This window comes from Arthrobacter sp. ERGS1:01, assembly GCF_001281315.1.
GTDB lineage: Bacteria > Actinomycetota > Actinomycetes > Actinomycetales > Micrococcaceae > Specibacter.
Genome location: NZ_CP012479.1, coordinates 2,173,058 through 2,191,122 on the forward strand (window position 1 = coordinate 2,173,058; position 18,065 = coordinate 2,191,122).

The following is an 18,065-nucleotide window of genomic DNA, read 5'->3' on the forward strand; positions in this document are numbered from 1 at the left end:
GAGGACACATGACGTGATCGCCCGCACGAGCTGCGACCCCGTTCGCAAGGAGGCGACGCTCCGCTCAGCCATTCCGCTGCCGCCGTCGCGGTCGAAGATGTAAATCAGCGCAGTAACAACCGGCGCCACCAGTAGGAAGAGAGTTTCCAGTGCCTTGTAACTTCCCGAGAGGCTGGCATCGCGGAGGATGCCCCCTCAATCTGGAACAGCAAGATGAGGTAGGGCAAAAACAAACAGAATACGACGATGGACCAAAAGTCTTTTACGGAAGTTCAGCGTGGCCTCGTGCAATATTTTCGTTCCCTTGAAAGGGTTTGCATCCGGCGAACCTTGAAATCCTAGATCCACCGATCACGAGGAGACCTCCGCAGGGCGGACCGGCGTCGCTCAAATAATTTACTTCGTTTTGGAATCTAAGGCCAATGCGCAGATGACGGGGCGAATCATCGCGTATCCATCTCTGGGCCAGAAATATGCCCTATCCAATCAGTGATGCTTTCACAGGGGTAAGCCCGGCATCCGTCAATGCACCGGATACATGCAGCACGGCCAACCGCTTTGCAAAGGCGCGACCTCACACGGCCCAACGCGTTTCGCCTGCACTTGTTGCAAGTCATCGAATCCTCTTGTTTTTGCCTTGGCACCCTCTTAGGCTGTGCTGAAAAGGCCCGAATCGATCAAGTGTCATCAGTTCCGATGGCACTCCACCTTAGTTCAGGAGTCTTCCGTGTCATCAAATGGGGCAAGTAGCGCGGCTAAATCACCAGGCACCAGCCAAGGTAGTGAATCCGGGCGATTCCTGAATTCGATTGAACGTTTGGGAAACAAGATTCCCAACCCAACCATCATGTTCGTATACCTCATTGCACTTGTCGCGATTTTGTCGGCAATCCTGTCGTGGGCCAACGTCAAAGTCACCGACAAGGTCATGACGCCGGTCCCCACAGAACAGCTCCAACATCTCAACGACGCACTCGGTGGGACGATTGTGCCTTTTGATACGGCGACCGGCATGGCGGTGACACTTCCTGAATATACGGTGAGCCAGCAAACATTCGCCGTCCAGAACCTGCTCTCCGCCGACGGCCTGCGCGTCTTCTTCTCCTCCTTCGTGGACAACTTTGCGGCTTTCAGCGTCGTTGCCGTAGTCCTTGTCGCCATGGCCGGTGTCGGCGTCGCCGAGCATGCGGGCCTCATGGCGGCCCTCATCCGCAAGATCGTGAAGGTGGCCCCGCGCTGGTCGCTCGCTTTCATCTTGATCTTCGTTGGGGTGCTGTCCTCGGTGGCCTCCGACGCCGGGTACCTGATCTTGATACCCCTCTCGGCCGCGGCATTCTTGTCGGTCGGACGGCATCCGTTGGCCGGCATGGCTGCGGCCTTCGCGGGCGTTGGTGCCATTTTTGGGGTCAATCTCCTGATCACCCCTTCTGACTCAATGATTACCGAGATCACCAACGAGGCTTTGGGAAACATCGGTGCGCAACCGCTCTCCGTGACCGCCAACTTCTACTTCAGCATCGTCTCCTCGATCGTTTTGGCCTTGGTGGCCGTGCTGGTCACGGTGAGGATCGTCGAGCCCCGGCTGGGTAAATACGAGATGGCCGACCCACTCGCGGCAGATTCCGGGGAGCAGATTGATGCGGCGGCCGAATCCCGCGGCCTCAAATTCGCTCTCTGGGCCTTCGTCGTCGTCGTCATCGGTGTGTTGGCGATCTCGCTGCCGCCGGGAGCACCACTGCGTGACACCGAAACGGGACAATTGATCGGCCCCACACCCTTCATGGCAAGTTTGATCTTCATCATCTCGCTGGCATTTCTGATCTGCGGGATCTTTTACGGCATAGGCGCCAAAACACTCCGCGGTGGCGACGAAGTCGTGGGGGCAATTGCAAAGACGTTTGGCAGCCTGGGCGGATTGCTCATCATGTTCTTGATGATCGCCCAGTTCATTGCCTTGTTCAATTGGACCAACCTGCCCACAATTGCCGCCGTCGAGGCCGCCCAACTTCTCGAACGGGCCAGCATCCCGGCCGTGTTGCTACTGATCGCTTTTATCTTGGTGATTTTCATACTGGACATCATCCTTCCCGGCCTGGTACCAAAATGGGCGATTTTCGCACCGATATTCCTGCCCATCTTTGCTTCACTCAATGTCGCCCCCCAAACATTACTGGCCGCCTACCGGGTGGGTGACTCGCCCATGAACGTGCTTACCCCGCTGATGGTCTATATGCCCTTTATCGTCACAATTGCCCAACGCTACAAGAAGGACGCCGGAATCGGCACGGTGATTGCCCTCATGGTCCCGTACACACTGTGGATCCTGGTTGCTTGGGTCGTCCTCTTCGCCGCCTGGTTCCTGCTTGGCATTCCGTGGGGTCCCGGCGCCCCGGTGAACATGTAAATCAACTTCCGACCAATCCTGAGAAAGGTATGCCCGCGATGAACACCACGGACGCCGTCATCCCCTCCCACACCGCCCCCTTTACCGTACAAGTTGTCACCGGTGAGACCCCAGACGTCGATGCCATCGGTGTGCCGGTGCCCATCGATGGGCCTGCACCGGCCTCTTTTGGAGTCGACATCGATGCGCTCACCCGAGCCGGGTTCAACGCCAAGATCGGTGCGGCGCTAACCGTCCCCGCTAGTCCAGTCACACTTGTTGCCGTCGGCATAGGCAAAGCCGGTTCCCTGGACGTCACAGGCGTCCGAGACGCCGCGGCTGCCTTCGCAAGCGAAACCGTCACTGCGCGGCGCCTGGCTATTCTCCTCAAGGACCTTCCAAACCTCGACGTCGGTGCCGCGGCCGCCGCCGTCGTCGAGGGCGTCCTGCTGGCGCGCTACCACTTTGACCTGCGAACCACACCAGCGGCCAGCGTCAGGGTCGAGGAACTTGCGCTCGTCGTCAACGAAGCGGATTTGGCCGACGCACGAGCCGGCGCCGAGCGCGGACGCGTCACGGCACGCGCAACTATGCTCGCCCGAGACCTCGCCACCAGTCCGGCCGGGATGCTCACCGCGACGCGGATGGCAGAGGTTGCCGTGTCCCTCGGGGCGGAATTCGGCTTCGAGGTTGAGGTTTATGACAAAGCTGCCTTGGTGGAACTTGGCTGCGGAGGACTGCTGGGTGTGAACAAAGGGTCGGTGGAGCCACCGCGCATGATCGTGCTCCACTACCGGCCAAGCGGAACTGTTTCAGGGCACCTGGCCCTCGTGGGAAAAGGCGTCATGTACGACTCCGGCGGCATTAGCCTCAAACCCGGGGACCTTTCGCACTCCCAGATGAAAAACGACATGACGGGGGCGGCCGACATCCTCGGGGCGATGACGACCCTTGCCTCGCTTGGCTGCACGGCCGAGGTCACCGGGTACCTGATGTGCACGGACAACATGCCGTCAGGTTCGGCCATGCAATTGGGTGACGTGCTCATCACGCGTGGCGGTAAAACCGTCGAGGTGCTCAACACCGATGCCGAGGGCCGCTTGGTAATGTCGGACGCGCTGGTACTGGCCGTAGAGGCCGGTGCGGACGCCATCGTCGACATTGCAACCCTCACCGGAGCCTGTCTGCGCACCTTCGGCACAGAAATCGCCGGAGTGATGGGCAATAACGAGAGCATCCTCTCCCAGGTTGAAGCGGCGGCAAGAACCACGGATGAGCCGGTCTGGAGGCTGCCACTGCCTCCGCGTCTACGCGCCGACCTCGACTCCGACATTGCCGACATCAAGAACATCGGCGGTATTAATGCCGGCTCGATCACCGCCGGGCTGTTCCTGCAGGAATTCGTGGCCGGAACCCCTTGGGCACACATAGACATCGCAGGAACGGCGCAGGCTCCGACAACGAGCCGGTGGATCCCCCGCGGACCAACAGCGTTCGGCACACGGCTGCTGGCCGAACTGGCACTGCGGTTCACCTCACCCGAGACAAGCTAGTCCGCAGCCAGGTCGCATGACCTGTTCGTTGGCAGTTGCACTACTTCAAGACGACCGTCCGCCTCGACACCAAACCCATAATCATTGCTTCCTGCCGCCAACGCCCGAACTGACGCGGCTTGTTTCATCCATGACGCGCGTCGGCTAACCCCTGCCCACCGGAGCCACCGCCGAAGTAAACATCGCGCCACGTCACCGAGCAACCGAGGTCCGGCAGTGTGGTCTGCCTGGCGGCTCCAGCGGCCAGTGGCCCACAGAAACGTGAATCACCAAATAGCGTCATTGGGGCAAATCGGTCTGCCCTTTTGCCAGGACACCTCTTCTTGCGGCAAGGACGGATATCCCGCGTCATAATCCCGCAAAACCGGGCTCTTAACAAGGAGATGCGCGCTTCTCGTCGCCGTCGGCCTGCCCCCACGGCGAACGGAGCTTGCCTCTGCCTACCTGTTCACTCCCCGCGACTTTGAGGCCATCCATGACTGAAACCGCCGTCGAACTACTGCTACCGATTGTTCCCCAGGCACAGATCCACTTCTCGGCCGGCGCCCTCGTCACCGTCCTAGGAGGAGGTCCCGATATGTATCCGGGGATCGACGAGCCACCGATCCGATCCTTGTTGGGTCTTAGTTTGAGCAACAACCCTTGGCTAGGGGGGCAGAGTCTTCGGATTCCCCAGCGAAATTCATTACCGAACCCACCCAACCAAGAGTTTCGCGGATGTCAGCGGCTACTCCAACGGTTCGGACTGGTTTCCGAGCATGCCGCCTTCAGTCCAGATCCAAGTCTTGCCACGGGTGGATCCACTTAACGGGCTCGAGCTTGGCATCCAGTCCGATTGGTATGCGATGTGCCAAGATGACGGCGCAGACCGCGAAGCCCAGCGAGATCGAGAAGACCACTTGGTCATCATGACCCCCGGTCATGAGGCCCCACATGTTCGGGAAACCATCGACACCTGGGCCAGGACATCTGCGCGATGGCGTGTCATCACCTTCGAAGAAGTCCTTGAGCGTCTTGTCTGTGCCGGCGTCGCCGCGCTCGAGGCAGGACAGTCCCAGACGCTGGTACAGATGCTGATCCGCGAGCAATCAAGCTCACCCACTGACCGCCGTTGATGGGACATGGGGACTTACAGACTGCAAAAACCGGCATCAACCTTGATACCCGCCAAGCGGCTGACCCTGCCTCTGCGGCCTGCACCCCGGTGAGGGTAATCGCCAACGAGTGACGGCAATTTGCTCCCGATCAATCCGACGGTTCCGTTATGGGTGGTAGCCACCCAACACCCACCGGCGCGAGGCAACGGAGGTCAGGGCTCGGCTGTGTCCGCGAGTAATGTGCGGTCGAACCCGTGTCTCCGTTGCCTCACGCCTTCCACCCTGATGCCTGGGCCTTGTAGCTTCAGCAGGGGTCGAGTCCAGCCCTGGTCTCGTCGTTCGCTGCGAAACTTGGGCTGTGGCGGGGGATGCGATCCTTCCCTTCAGGACCTCATGCTGACCTGAAAGGAGAGAAGACATCCCCCACGCTTAAAGAGTCCCGAACAGACAAATCATGACGCAACCAGTCCACGCTCCCTTGGGATGGGACAGCTGCATCTCACACTTGCGTGCCGTGATGCGTAGTTATTAGGCGTGATTGCTGCTTTGATGCGGTCAGCAGCACGAATTCCTGCGGGGTCAAGAGTCCGACATCCCGAATGAGGCGCAGTTCGCCGAAGGACGCTCGATGCCTGGTTCGATAAGGAAAGTGGTCCAGGGAGTACATCAACTCCTCGGTGGTAATCTCGCCGGTGGCCCGCATCCGTGCAAGTTCTGCGGGGGTTGCGTGGGTGGGGGCGGCCGGGGCGCGCCAGTGTTCGATCTGCGGCAGACAAGCAATCAAGTCAGCTGCACCCCGGAAGGTCCTGACGTACGGATTTCGCAGCGGCGACCAGCTCGCCGGCTCGACGCAGCAAAACCCTTTTTCCTCGGGGGTGTGAATGAAGATTCCCGTGGGATGTCCCTGCGGGCCAGAGGAATCGCTACGCGGCATGCTGGGCAGAAAGTCCCAGACAGGGCATTCTGCCGGACTGAGATCAGCGTTGATCTGCCATCCCCTCATGGCGAGGAGAGCAGCGAGCTCCGTTGTCGGATCCTTGGGTGCTGTTGAAGTCAAAGAATTCTTCCTTGTTAGTCTCATTGCTGTTCGGAACACGCTTCCAGGAGCGCCTGCCCGAGTTTGATAGCCTCATCGGGGGTGAGTGCTACGTGACGTTCTCCGACTGAAACACGCACGACGGGGAGGTCGAAGAGGGCCGGAATACGTTCGGCTTCGACAGTGAAACTGTCGGCGCTGTAAGGGATCTTGACTTCAGTCTTAATGGGGTCACCTTCCAGGATCTGACTGCGTCGAGGAGGCCGCAATGGGCATGGCTGCCCATTGCGAGCCGAGGACGTGGGTGCTTGCTGAGTTCGGTTCTGGTCGGTCGGGCCAGGGACGGCCGGCGTTGTAGCCTTGTTGCAAGCGTCGAAGCTCTTGGTGAGTTGCTTCGACAAATAGATCACTAATGCGCTGGCAACCTTCGGATTCGCCTGCCACTGCGTGGGCTGCGTGCAGTTGATGCACAAGGTCTTTGGGGCGCTGCAATTCCTTAGGGACCAACGCTTGTTCACGGACGGGATCGTCTGCGGAAAGAGGGATCGGTTCGGCCTTTCTATTTCGGGTCCTGAGGGCCGTGGAACCTGGGGTCAGCTGTGTTGGAAGGTCAGCGGCTGAGCACCCGACACGGCGACGGAGACCAAGGCATCGCATTCGCTGAAAAGCCGTCCCTGGCGTGGTGTCACGAGGTTTGCTTTGAGGGCGCTGATCAGCAAACCTGGTTCCTCGACGTCCCGCTCAGTCGCCACATAGCTGAAGTGGTACTTCAGCGCTTGCCTGGGGCCAAGGGTTCGTCCGATCATTTCCGAGGCCGGGGGCTCCGTCCGGTAGCCAAGCTGGTCTCCGTGCTCGTTAGTAAACGAGTGGAGGTGCAAAGTTACGTCGGTGAGCGCCTCGGCCGTGGCATTCAAGATCCATGCGGTGAACGTGATGAGGTCCCCGGCAGCCACTGATTCCTGCCCTGCCATGTGCACCAGACTGATGCCGGCTACTTCGGTGGCTCCGCGATGGGCAAAGAACCCGGCCAAGGGGCAAAGTTCCGGGGTCCGTGGCGGTTCAAAGGCGGCGCGGATACTGGCTTCTTTGGGTGCGGCTTCGTCGTCGCTCGGCATTTCAGCCGCTCCGACAACTGATTCACAGGTCATCGTTGTGCCACTCAATCTCTTCTAATCGTTGATTCTGCTTCCGGACTCGCCGGCCTTGCGGGCGGGTGAGGATGATCGTGCCGGCGGCGGTGCCTACCAGGATGACGACCCACCACGGGAAGCCCGGGTTGGTGACATTGTTCGCCACGGTTTGCGGACCATTGGCTTTTACCGGGTCCGCAATGCGTTCGCCCCGGACCAGGAGCCGGTGGGTGTTCACGCCGGTGGGTGTGCAGGTCACCAAAGTGATGTAATCCTTGCCCTTGACCTGCCGCAAATCCTCGGTCTCGTCGGGGAGCACGGTCTTGATTTGGTCGACCTTGTAGTAGATGGTCTGATCCAGCACGGTGACGCTGAAGACATCGCCGGTGACCACCCTTTTCAGTGAGTCGAACAGGGTGGAGTTGACGTACCCGGAATGGGCCGTCAGCACTGCGTGGGTGCTTGTACCGCCCACGGGAAGAGAGGACCCGAAAAGGTGCCCCACCCCTTTAGCCAAGGTGGCTTCGTCGGTGCCGTGGAAGACCGGCAGATTCGTACTGATGGCGGGGATGCTGATGGTGCCCATCATGCCTTCCGGATCCACCGCGAGCATCTTCTTGTACGCTGCCGAACCCGAGCCAACAGTTTCCGTCTCCCCGTTTTCGTTCAACGAGTACGGGTCCCGGAGCGGGCCGGCCGGGAGCTCGGCGTTGTACTGGTGGGCCTGGGCCAGGAGTCTTTGTTGCTCAGTCTGGGCCAGGTCCTTGACCGTGGTGGCGTAGCCGCTGATTTGCGTGTCGTGGACCCGGTCCGAGAACCAGGCCGCGGCTGTCGGGTACAGCAGGACGCCGACGCCGATGGTGGCGATGAGCACGATCGCGAGTCGTTGCAGGCTCCAGAGTTGGGGCGGCCGGGCAAGCCGCCGCGGCGAGTACTGGAGTTGGGTCATCGATCTTCCTAAAACAAGGGGAGGGAAAGTGCTCTACGCGTGAACCGAGCACAATGGGGAAGAACGGCGTGAACCGCTCTCCCCCATTGCTGGTGTGTCAGTTCCTTACAGCTTCAGCTGTTCGGACGTTAGCCGTTGCTGCGGCTGCTGCGGCGGCTGCGAGCGAACAGCAGCACTGCACCGGCGAGGATCAAAACGCCCGCACCGTACAGGACGGTGGTTCCGGGGCCACCGGTGAAGGGAAGCTGGAAACCGGAGTTGGAGGGCACATTCTTGACCTGCAGGTCAACGCCGACGGCGGTGGTGGCTGCGTTCACCAGGAACGACACGGGTGCGGCGAGCAATTCGTAGCCGGACGGTGCCGTGGTTTCCGCAAGGTAGTAGGTGATGTAGCCTGCGTCACCCGGAGCCACGGTGGCACCGTTGGCGAAGTCGGAGTAGCGCAGGCCGGTGATGGTGAGCTGGCCGTTGGCGCCAACCGTGAACACGGTCTGTCCGCCGAGGGTGATCGGGTTGGTGCCGGCTTTCGCGTCGGCCTGGTTGGCATAGACGGAGAAGGAGGCGCCGGCGAGGGGCGCACCGTTTTGGTCGACCTTCTGCACGGTGATGTTGCCCCACTTGGTCACGACCGGAGGGGTAACGACAGGGCCGGGGTTGCCGGGGGTGCCGACAATGCTGGCATTGTTCGGGTAGACCAGGGCCGTGTTGGCGATCTCGCCAATGGTGTTGACCTTGGTGTTGACGGCGACCTTGACGGTGGTGGTGTTGTGGGCTGCCAGGATCGCACGTCCGGAGGCGGTGAAGACCACTGAAACGGTGTTGCTGGGGGCGTCGAAGACCACGTTGTAGTCCGTGCCGGCGGTGATGGCGGTGCCGTCGGCCAAGGTCACGGTGGCACCAACGTAGGTGAGTTTCGCGTCCAACTTGTCAGCGATCTTGTAGCCGTCGATGACCGCGTCTGTGGGAATGCCACCGGTGATGGTCCAATTCACGGCGTCGCCAAGCTTGACGGCGGAGGCGTCCTGGACGGTCTTCGTCGCGGTCGTGATCGAGTTCTTCGGGTACACGTGGACGTTGTAGAGCCACCCGTTCTCGTTGTTCGGATCCGTCAACGGAACCGACACCAGGAAGGGAGCCGACGGTGTCACACCGGCCGGGAAAGTGGTTTCCTGCACCAGGTACAGACCCAGGGGCAGGGCGGTGAAGGCAGCCGTTCCGGTACTGTCCGTCGTCTTAACCGTGGCTGTTCCGAGCGTGTAGCCCTTGCTCGTGATGGAGCCTGCGGCGTTAGCCGGATCGAAGGTGTTGCTCAGGGTGTTTGCCGACTGCCAGCCGGCATTCGTCGTCAGGTCGATCGTGTTGACCTGCTGGATCGTAAAGCCAATCCCCGCAAGCGGCGTCAACCCGGTGGTGGAAACCTGGGTGCCGTTGGCCGGCAGGCCGGTAGGGGTATTGGGCCGCTGGAATTTGTGCACCGTAATGGAGCCGACCTGGCTTCCGTCAACAGTGCCTGGATTGACGGTCGCAGCGGACGCGGGGACAACGGAGAGCGACATTGCCACCACCGCTCCGGCGATGGCAACGGCGGTGGTCCGCCAGAGCCCGAGCTTCTTGTTCTTAACCACTGTGGTCTGCTTTCTATTTTCAGATTGATTCATCATGTGTGTGCTTCTTTGAACGGGAGAGAGTCTGTGGGTCGCCGGCGGGGGCGGGTTCGGAAACAGGGCGCTCATTTACCGCCCATCCGATCCGGTGGACCTCCGACGGCGGCGGTGGCTGCCCACGAACAGGGCCACGGCTGCCAGCAGCAACACCGATCCACCTGCCATGAACGGCAGGGTTCCGGTTCCGCCGGCGTCCGGCATCTTCAGGGCGGGTACGTCACGGACGGTGATGGTGAAGATTCCGTCACCATCGACGTCGGCCGAGGTGACGACTCCGCCCCCGGCGCCTTGACCAATGGTCACTGCGCCGTTCGCGGCAATCGTGAACTGCACCGGTTCGGCCAACAGGCTGAACCCTGCCGGCGCGGCGGTTTCAGAAAGCCAGTAGGTGCCCACGGGAATGTTCTGCAGCTGGAACTGGCCGGTCGCTGCCGGAACCACGGCGGTCACGCCCGACCCCGTGTAGGCGGTGCCCTCGTGCCCGGCGTTGTCATTGGACACGGACCAGGACGAACCTGCCATGGGGACCCAAACGGCGTTTCCGGATTCGCCGATCTTGGCGATCAGCACCTTCGCCGGGGTGATGTGCGTGGTGGTGCAGACGGGCGCCACCGGGGTAACCCCAACAGCACAGGTGGTCGGCGGGGTATCACCGGTGCCGGTGACGACGTTGATCAGCTGCTTGTTCCACACACCGGCCTTGACCGTGACCTGGTAGCTCAGGCTCGCCACCACCCCGGGGGTGAGGTTGAACTTCCCCGTGGTGAGTATGTTTCCCGGGGCCACCGGGTTGGGCACCGAAACCGGTGCCGCCCCGCCAACGGTCAGCGTTGCCGATCCGGAGACGAACGTGGCGTCGTCCAGGACGTTGCTCAGGTTGTCCGTCAGGACGGCGTTGCTGCTCAGCCCGCTGACACCGGTCGCCTTGACGGTGTAGGTGATCACGTCACCGCCCTGGACCACATTGGTGGCCGGCGTGGCCCCGTTGACCGTGGCCGTTTTGGCAACATTCCACACACCGGGGGCCGGCGGGGTCGTCACCGTGGCCGAACAACCGGCTCCCGGGCTCGGCGGACAATTCGTATCCACCGTCGTCACCACGGTGGTGGAGCCCGTCACGGGGTTGGGGCCGCCTCCGGGCATGTTGGGGATGCTGGTCGTGGCGGCCGGGACAATCGTGGCCTTGTTGACCAGGTTGCCGGTGGTTGCCAAGGCCACCGTTCCCGCGACCGTGTATTTGAGGGTTCCGCCGGTATTGATGCGCACGGTGTCAGTGATGCTGCCCGTGCCGCTGGCGGCGCCACACTGGGTGGGCCCGGTGGTAGGCGGCAGATTCGCCGTGCCCGCCGCGGTGACAGCGCACGTCCAGTTGGCGCCCGTGACGGACGCCGGCAACGGATCAGTCAGGACCGCGTTGATGGCGTCGCTGGGCCCGTTGTTGTGGACGGTCACCGTATACGTGATGGGGCTGCCCGGGGTGTACTGGGCCAGGGTGGCGCTCTTGGTGATGGAAAGGTCGACGACGGGCAGCACAGTCAGCGGCGCCGTCCCGGGCGGGTTGATGCCCGTGATGGTCGGGAAGTTGTTGGTGCAGTTCGGGATCGCGGTGCCGTTGTTCGCCACGCAGCCGGAGTTGTTGTAGGTGCCCGGAGTGTTGCTGGTGACCGTGACGGTGATGGTGCACGAGGCACTGCCGGCGGCCAGGTTGCCGGTCACATCCACGGTGCCGGCGGTGATGCTGGAAGCAGTGCTGACACAGCTGCCGCCCAACGCGCCGCTGGCCGACAAGCCAGCGGGCAGCTTGTCCACGAAGTGCCAGCCGTTCTTGGCCAGCAGATCGCTGGTATTCGTCACCGTATAGGTCAGGACAGTGTTCTGGCCCTGGCTGATCGTGGCCGGGCTAAACGACTTGTCCAGCTGCGGGGTGACGTCGAGCAATTTGATGTTGTCGAATCCGCCGTCGTTACCATTGGTCACTCCGGAGGCGTTGTACATCTTGATGCCGAGGGTTGTGCTGTTGTACTGGAACGGCGCGTTTGCCACCAGGGAACTGACATAGGTGGCCATGGTGGTCGCGGCCCCTACTGCGAGGGGGCGGTTGACGGTGATTTGCTGGCGGGTGGCGCTCGGGCGGCAGCCATCCAGGACGCTGCCGATGTTCGTTGCGGCTCCGGTGCTGTCCACCAGCTGGAACTGGTACTGCGGGTCGCTGGCCTGCACGGTGGTGCTGGCAGGGCTGGCGCAGTTGCCGTAGACGGTGTCGACGCCGAAGGTGTAAAAGTGCCCAGATGTCACCGGCAGCGTCGAGGTGGTTTGGAACATCACACCGTTGGTGGCGCCACTGCCGATCGTGTCGCAGTTGCTGGTGTTGCCCAGGGCGTCGAGCTGGCATTCGGTGTAGCCGGAAACGATGTGTTCGTTGTCCCCGGATCCCGTGTAGACACCCATGGCCCGGGCCAGGGTTCGAATACCGTTGTAGCTCTGGACTCCTGCAACCGTGCTGCATTTATTGCTCAGCAGGGGCGTTGCCGCCCACGCCGGCACGATGGAATTGTTATAGCTGAGGATGACGCCGTTACACCGGTTGCCGTTGATCCAGTCGGTTGAGCCCGTGTACGTTTGACCCGCTGCCCCAACATACTGCGTGGCTCCATTGGTGGTGGTGTACGACTTCGCGCCGGTCGCGACGTTGGTCATGCCATTCTCAAAGTTCTCCAAGAACGTGACCACGGGCGCCGACGTCGTGCCGGGACTACCGGGATTGGCAGATGCCGGCGTCGAGGAACCCAGGATGCCTACGGTCGTCAGACCAATGGCCGCAATCGCTACGCACAGGAAAAGCGTAAATAAGGACACCAACCCTCTTCGCCCGTGGCGCGCACCGGCAGCTCCCGACGGAGTCCGACTAACCTGCATTGCGTTCTTCTCTCTACTCAATCAACGTCATCGCCGGCGAGAACCCCCTTCCCTCGCCCGGCCCATTCATCCCGGCCCGACCGGACCCCGGAAGGACTAAATGAAGGGCATTCATCAGTAAAGAGTGGTTCGGCAGCGGGATCATGACGCGGATTCGCAAAAGATTAATTAATCCTGCTCCTTGGCAGGACGCGTCAGGGGGCGGCTGCGCCCATGAGGCTGCTGGAGCCGCTCAACCGTGCTAAATTAACTCGCTAGACGTTGGAAACCACCGGCCAAGACCGCGCAGATACCCCGTCTCGACTGATTTTCATTGCTTCGTGTGCTCTCTTTTGTCCTGACTCCAAGCGCTTGGCACGGCGGCCCCAATCTTGGGGTGACAGATTTTCAGCGTCTTTTTTCACGAACGGCGATCCCATGGATACCCAACTCCCACCAACTGAGGAAGCTCCGATCAGGCCCTCGGATATTGAATTGGTCGCACGCACCCGCGCCGGCGACAACGAAGCCTTTGGCGAGCTCTGGGAACGTCACCGCCAAGCCGCCCTGCGAGCCGCAACCTCCCTCACCAGCGACCACGACCCGGAAGACCTCGTGCAGGAAGCGTTCCTGCGGATTCTCACTGCTATTCGCAGCAATGCCGGGCCTCGTGAAGTGTTCCGCGCTTACCTGTACACAGTGCTGCGCTCGATTTCCATGAGTTGGAAGTCTCCTCATGGCGCTACGACGGATCTCGATATTCTTGACTACGTTTCCGATCCCGAAGATTCGTTTGAAAACCAGATCATCGACAAATCCATCACCGGACGCGCCTTCGCAAGCCTCCGACCCGAATGGCGCACGGTGCTCTGGTACTCCGAAGTCGAGGGAATGACTCCGCGCGACATTGCTCCCCTACTCGGAATGACCGCCAATACGATCGCGGCCCTGACGTACCGTGCACGCGAGGGGCTGCGGGTGTCCTGGCTACAAGCACACCTCAACGACGCCCAGGCGGATAAGAACTGTCAATGGACCGTCGAGCGCTTGGGCAAGTACAACCGCAACTCACTAAGCCAACGCAATCGAGACCGCGTCCAAGAACATCTGACCACCTGCATCAAATGCTCCATCCTTGTTGAAGAACTCGATCAGGTCGGACGGAACCTCGGCCTGGTTCTGCTGCCGCTCTTCCTTGGACCGGCCACCGCGGGCCTGAAGGGCGCCATTGCTCTCGGCACTCCGCTGGGAAGTACCGCGCCTGCCTGGGCTGCGGCAAGCCGTCCGTTGAATGGCCACCGCGTAAGACTGAGCGTCCTCACCGCCGCCGTGGCCGTCGGTGTGATCGTTGCTGCCGCCGTTGCCATGACTCCGGCAGCCAAAGACTCCGCAGCCGAGCCAGGTATCACCATCAATGCTGCCGCGTCACAGACCAGCACCCCCGCCCAGTCCTCTCCCGCACCGCGCACCACCATTGCCGGCCACGACAGGCCGATTACTGGTACCCCGGCGTCAGTGCCCCAGCCAATTCCCCGGGCTACTCCCGCACCCTTGGTCCAGTTGCCCGTGTCCCAACCGGAAGCCACCAGCCCAACTGTGGTACACCAACCATCCGCCCTGTTGGTCCCGGCTCCCAGCCCGACGCCGAAACGGACAGCGGCGCCAACAAAGAGTCCGTCACCTACGCCGCCAACTACGCCGTCGCCGACCGCAAGTCCCTCGCCAACTCCGACACCGACGCCCGCACCCACGATTCCAACGGTGGCGTTGGCGAAGCCTGCCATCGTTTCGACGGTGGATCGGGGGCTGTTCCTGCCGCTTTTGAGGGGCACCGGAGTCCCCGGCACCCTCGTGCACCTACTCGCCAACAGCAAGGAGGTATCCACAGCCACCGTGGACGCTGCCGGTGCGTGGTCAGTGACACCTGAAGCCGTCCCTGGGCCCAACGGAACCGTGCAGTTCGCCGCCTACGAAACCTCGAACGCCCTTACCTCGGCCCCCACGCCACCAACTTCCCCCGTCCAGTTGCAAACCCCCACCGTCATCTCCCTGACAACCGCCAATGGGGTTAGGCAGGTCGAGTTCGACGGCCCTGCGGGGTCCACAGTTGAAGCAATTATCGATGGCAAGCCAACAGGGAATTACCACCCTATGAATGGCCAGCCGTTGACTCGTGATCTACCACCTTTGGCATCCGGACCCCATACCCTCGGGCTGAGGTTCGTTGACACCGCCCAAGGACTCCACGGGGCGACGATCACTACGGCCATCCTGGTGCCCTAGGGAAGCGACCACAGCCCATGTTCGGGACGAGTGCGGCTCTTTCTTGGCAGGCAGTAACGTCTTCGTGGCAAATTCCGGTCAGAACGAGACAGCGGCATCAAACCCGGAACGGTTCACGGCGAATGATCGTGTTTTCGGAGATTGCTGGACGCGAATATCGAAAGGTGCCGACGACACCACCGCAATTCTCATCTTCTACTTTTCTAAGTCGACCAAGAATATGGCGAATACTGACGTTTCGTGGAGACCAACAAAGCGGCCCTGAGCTGCGGTTTCATCTCGCAGGCCAGAGCCGCTTCGAACAAGCCATCAGTTCGGGACATGGGCAAGCCGGAGGGTCAAATACCCTCCGGCCAACCACAAATGGGGTGCACTTTCTCTCAAGACCTGAACACCGCATGCCAGGGCCCAGACCTCATCCTTAGCGTGTTGGCTGACCCGGCCATTGGTCAGGAGAGGTCGAGCGGTCAGGCTGTGAAGATCACGAAGAACTTCCTGATGCGTTCCTTGATCTCCCAGGTTCCCTGCCATCCAATGGGGAAAATCGCGGAGGTTCCGGCATCCACGGTGATGGGTTCACCGCCATCCTCGGTCACCACCATGCGGCCTTCAAGGACATGAATCGCCTCGCCGCGCTCCAAGAACTCCCATCGCGAGAGGCCCGGATCGGCTTCCCACACTCCGGACAGGATGCGTGAGTCGTCACTGGTAAACGGAATGGCGATCCTCGTAGGAATCTCCTTGCCAATCACCTCTGCCAACGGGGGACCCAAGGGAGATCCGTCCAGCTTCTCTTCGAAGAGCTCGCGGGGCTTGAAAGTTACGCTCATTTCAACTTACCTTTCTACTGCTTCACACCGGCATCATCTCCGGCGTATTTATGGTGTCGGCACGGCTCAATCAAGCCGCGATGGAATCTTCGGTCCTGCAGGGGAAGGATCGGTCATGAGGGCCAAATCTCCTCCTCCAAAGGTGGGCCTAGTATTCATCGTCCAGTCATTTTCAGCAGGAGGTAACGCCCATTCAGGATGGTCAGAACTATCCCTTTTGATTGGTCGTGGCGGCTGTCCGGGCCGTGATGCTGGACAGCCATTCCTGGAGGCCATCGCTGCCTGTGCGGATAGCTGGCCGGGTTTTGCCCTTGCCGCAATTCTGACTGATAGCAAAATCCATTGAAGTTTCGATAGCCCGCGGAGTCTGCCAGGGTGTAGCCTGCGAACAATTGGTGCCGGCCCCCTCGGCTGACAATGCCGCGCGGCCTGCCCGTTCCCTTGCTTCAAATTGCGATATGGAGATGACGATGGCTGACGTCGTGAACTACTTCGAGATCGGCTCCCCCGACCCTGTTTCCTCACGAACCTTTTACGGCTCGCTCTTCGACTGGGGGTTCGGTGAGCAATCCCCCGTCGGCTACCAGATGGTGAACTCCGACCAGGGCGGCCTGTGGGACACGGCGTCGATGGGTGGACAGGCTTGGGCGATCTTCTACGTGCAGGTCGAGGACGTGAAGGCCGCAATTACCCGGGCCGAGGCGCTCGGCGCCAGCATCGCCGTCCCGTTCGTTGATAACGGAGCCATCGAGTTCGCGCACCTCGTTGATCCGCAAGGCAATCGCTTCGGCGTTTGGCGTCCGAAGGGTCAGGCCTGACCGAAGGGAGCGCCGGTGCGCCGGCGCGCTTCGCCAACCGGTCCGAGGCCACTTCCCCGGACGCGCGTCAGCAAGCTCAGCAGTCGCTAACCGTGCCGGCCCGACAACGACTGATCTAACGCGTCAATGAGTCGGAGGTAGGTTTCGTCGAGCGACTGGCTCATCCCAAACCCTCCGGCAGCCTCGAGGCTGGTGAAGCCGTGCATGACCACGCGCAGTGCCCGAACGGCATGGATCGTGTCATCCTCGGAGAGGCCGTAACCTGCGAGCACCAGACGGAGGATTGTCATCGCCTCCTCAGCCGCGGCTTCATGCTCATGGTCTCCGGCCGCCGGAGCGCGGAGCACCGTGTTTACGAGCCCCGGCCGCGCCAGGGCAAAGTTCCGATACCCCTGCGCGACGGCCAGGAGAGCGTCACGCTTCGATTTGCCGACCGCCGCCCCACGGATCTTTCCGCACAGTTCGGTGAGGCCCAGAAGGGTCAAGTCACGACGGAGCCGGTCCAGGCCGTCGACGTGTTTGTAAAGGGCCGGGGAGGAAATGTCGAGCCGTTTTGCAAGCGCGGCAAACGTCAGCTGATCGAGCCCCACCTCGTCGGCAAGGACGGCAGCTTCGGCGACTACCTGTGAATGAGAAAGACCTTTTCGTGGCACTGCTTCAGTGTCCCCTACGGCCGAGCACAATGGCGAACCCGGTCACCCAGACGAGGAGGAGCGGGAGCGAAGCATCGGCCGCCGTCGCGAGCGAGGTGACCATGAACAGATAGCCCAGGCCCGAGACCGTGATGGTCACGGCCAGTAGCAAAGAGACGATGCGAAGCCACAGCAGCTGACCGTGCTGAGCCCGGGCCAGGTAGACGAACGTCGTGATGGCCATGCCGGCGAACAGCAGCATCTTGGCACCGTCGAGCCTGGTCACCGAATCCGAGAGAAGTGCGCTGATTGCCGCGTCACCGGCCGGCACTGCCACCGTCACCAGAACGACGCCGAATACGAACTGCGCGAACGAGATGATCGAGGCGACGAGTGCCGCCACCCAGGTGGCCTTGGCAAGTCGCCGGTATCCAGCCCCACGGGCCCAGCGCGCCAGCGCCCCGACGACAACCAGGATCGCGACAGGTGGCAACCCCTCGGTGAAGAGGTACTGGAGCACGCCGGCAGCCGCGCGCCCGCGGTAGGCCGCAATGATCTCGGCACCGGTCGAGACCACAGTGGTCGATGCGGCAAAAACGGACAGCCCAATGAGCCAGGAAAGCGTGAAGCCAAAGCCCGCAAGAGCCGTGCGTTGCAGCGCCCAGGTCTTCCCGGCGGCCTCCGGACGGATAGGCGTAAAGTTCGTGGTCATGACGCATCCTCTCGTTGGTTAATGATATTAACTTTACGGCTACTATTGATAACCAGTCAAGAGTCATGAGCCTCAACGTTCCC

General features: G+C 61.5%; 13 protein-coding genes. 5 read left to right on the forward strand and 8 right to left on the reverse strand.

Going from position 1 to position 18,065, the window contains the following annotated elements; all coding sequences use genetic code 11:
- Positions 1–727 precede the first annotated feature (727 nt).
- From AL755_RS13795 to AL755_RS23265, 3 genes are all read left to right on the forward strand, one after another.
- A complete protein-coding gene (locus AL755_RS13795) occupies positions 728–2,404 on the forward strand; it encodes an AbgT family transporter (RefSeq protein ID WP_082369309.1) in 1,677 nt (558 codons plus the stop codon).
- A 38-nt stretch (positions 2,405–2,442) separates the two neighbouring features.
- Positions 2,443–3,936, forward strand: a complete 1,494-nt coding sequence (locus AL755_RS13800) for a leucyl aminopeptidase (protein WP_054011504.1) — start codon at positions 2,443–2,445, stop codon at positions 3,934–3,936.
- Positions 3,937–4,835: 899 nt separating this feature from the next.
- The gene (locus AL755_RS23265) at positions 4,836–5,051 is read left to right on the forward strand and encodes a hypothetical protein (RefSeq protein WP_237762482.1); all 216 of its coding nucleotides are present in this window, start codon (positions 4,836–4,838) and stop codon (positions 5,049–5,051) included.
- Positions 5,052–5,532: 481 nt separating this feature from the next.
- Here AL755_RS23265 and AL755_RS13810 read toward each other — a convergent pair whose 3' ends face one another.
- The 5 genes from AL755_RS13810 to AL755_RS13835 all read right to left on the reverse strand — a co-directional run bounded on the left by AL755_RS13810 (position 5,533) and on the right by AL755_RS13835 (position 12,509).
- Positions 5,533–6,090: a hypothetical protein gene (locus tag AL755_RS13810; protein ID WP_054011506.1), complete on the reverse strand. Its 558-nt coding sequence runs from the start codon at positions 6,088–6,090 to the stop codon at positions 5,533–5,535.
- A 572-nt stretch (positions 6,091–6,662) separates the two neighbouring features.
- Positions 6,663–7,184: a hypothetical protein gene (locus AL755_RS13820; RefSeq protein WP_150117127.1), complete on the reverse strand. Its 522-nt coding sequence runs from the start codon at positions 7,182–7,184 to the stop codon at positions 6,663–6,665.
- A 22-nt stretch (positions 7,185–7,206) separates the two neighbouring features.
- Positions 7,207–8,148 (reverse strand): class C sortase, encoded by a 942-nt coding sequence (locus AL755_RS13825; protein WP_054011509.1) that lies wholly within the window; start codon positions 8,146–8,148, stop codon positions 7,207–7,209.
- 128 nt (positions 8,149–8,276) lie between these two features.
- Complete coding sequence (locus AL755_RS13830) at positions 8,277–9,773, reverse strand: SpaH/EbpB family LPXTG-anchored major pilin (protein WP_237762483.1); 1,497 nt, start codon at positions 9,771–9,773, stop codon at positions 8,277–8,279.
- A 108-nt stretch (positions 9,774–9,881) separates the two neighbouring features.
- Positions 9,882–12,509 carry a DUF7927 domain-containing protein gene (locus AL755_RS13835; protein WP_054011510.1) on the reverse strand — a complete coding sequence of 876 codons (2,628 nt, stop codon included), beginning with the start codon at positions 12,507–12,509 and terminating at the stop codon, positions 9,882–9,884.
- Positions 12,510–13,145: 636 nt separating this feature from the next.
- On the opposite strand from AL755_RS13835, the gene AL755_RS13840 reads away from it, so the two are divergent.
- Positions 13,146–14,990, forward strand: coding sequence for a sigma-70 family RNA polymerase sigma factor (locus AL755_RS13840; RefSeq protein WP_082369312.1), 1,845 nt, complete (start codon positions 13,146–13,148; stop codon positions 14,988–14,990).
- A gap of 467 nt (positions 14,991–15,457) precedes the next feature.
- On the opposite strand, the gene AL755_RS13845 is transcribed toward AL755_RS13840, so the two are convergent.
- Positions 15,458–15,820, reverse strand: coding sequence for a cupin domain-containing protein (locus AL755_RS13845; RefSeq protein ID WP_054011512.1), 363 nt, complete (start codon positions 15,818–15,820; stop codon positions 15,458–15,460).
- A gap of 470 nt (positions 15,821–16,290) precedes the next feature.
- Here AL755_RS13845 and AL755_RS13850 point away from each other — a divergent pair, with 470 nt between their 5' ends.
- Positions 16,291–16,638: a VOC family protein gene (locus AL755_RS13850; protein WP_054011513.1), complete on the forward strand. Its 348-nt coding sequence runs from the start codon at positions 16,291–16,293 to the stop codon at positions 16,636–16,638.
- A gap of 86 nt (positions 16,639–16,724) precedes the next feature.
- Here AL755_RS13850 and AL755_RS13855 read toward each other — a convergent pair whose 3' ends face one another.
- Complete coding sequence (locus AL755_RS13855) at positions 16,725–17,291, reverse strand: TetR/AcrR family transcriptional regulator (protein ID WP_054011514.1); 567 nt, start codon at positions 17,289–17,291, stop codon at positions 16,725–16,727.
- Positions 17,292–17,295: 4 nt separating this feature from the next.
- A complete protein-coding gene (locus tag AL755_RS13860) occupies positions 17,296–17,982 on the reverse strand; it encodes a hypothetical protein (protein ID WP_054011515.1) in 687 nt (228 codons plus the stop codon).
- Between the last annotated feature and the right edge of the window lie 83 nt (positions 17,983–18,065).

Coding starts and splice junctions, on each gene's coding strand:
- AL755_RS13800 (WP_054011504.1), top strand. CDS start 2,443: ATGAACACCACGGACGCCGTCATCCCCTCCCACACCGCCCCCTTTACC.
- AL755_RS13820 (WP_150117127.1), bottom strand. CDS start 7,184: ATGCCGAGCGACGACGAAGCCGCACCCAAAGAAGCCAGTATCCGCGCC.
- AL755_RS13825 (WP_054011509.1), bottom strand. CDS start 8,148: ATGACCCAACTCCAGTACTCGCCGCGGCGGCTTGCCCGGCCGCCCCAA.
- AL755_RS13835 (WP_054011510.1), bottom strand. CDS start 12,509: ATGACCAACGTCGCGACCGGCGCGAAGTCGTACACCACCACCAATGGA.
- AL755_RS13840 (WP_082369312.1), top strand. CDS start 13,146: ATGGATACCCAACTCCCACCAACTGAGGAAGCTCCGATCAGGCCCTCG.
- AL755_RS13845 (WP_054011512.1), bottom strand. CDS start 15,820: ATGAGCGTAACTTTCAAGCCCCGCGAGCTCTTCGAAGAGAAGCTGGAC.
- AL755_RS13850 (WP_054011513.1), top strand. CDS start 16,291: ATGGCTGACGTCGTGAACTACTTCGAGATCGGCTCCCCCGACCCTGTT.
- AL755_RS13860 (WP_054011515.1), bottom strand. CDS start 17,982: ATGACCACGAACTTTACGCCTATCCGTCCGGAGGCCGCCGGGAAGACC.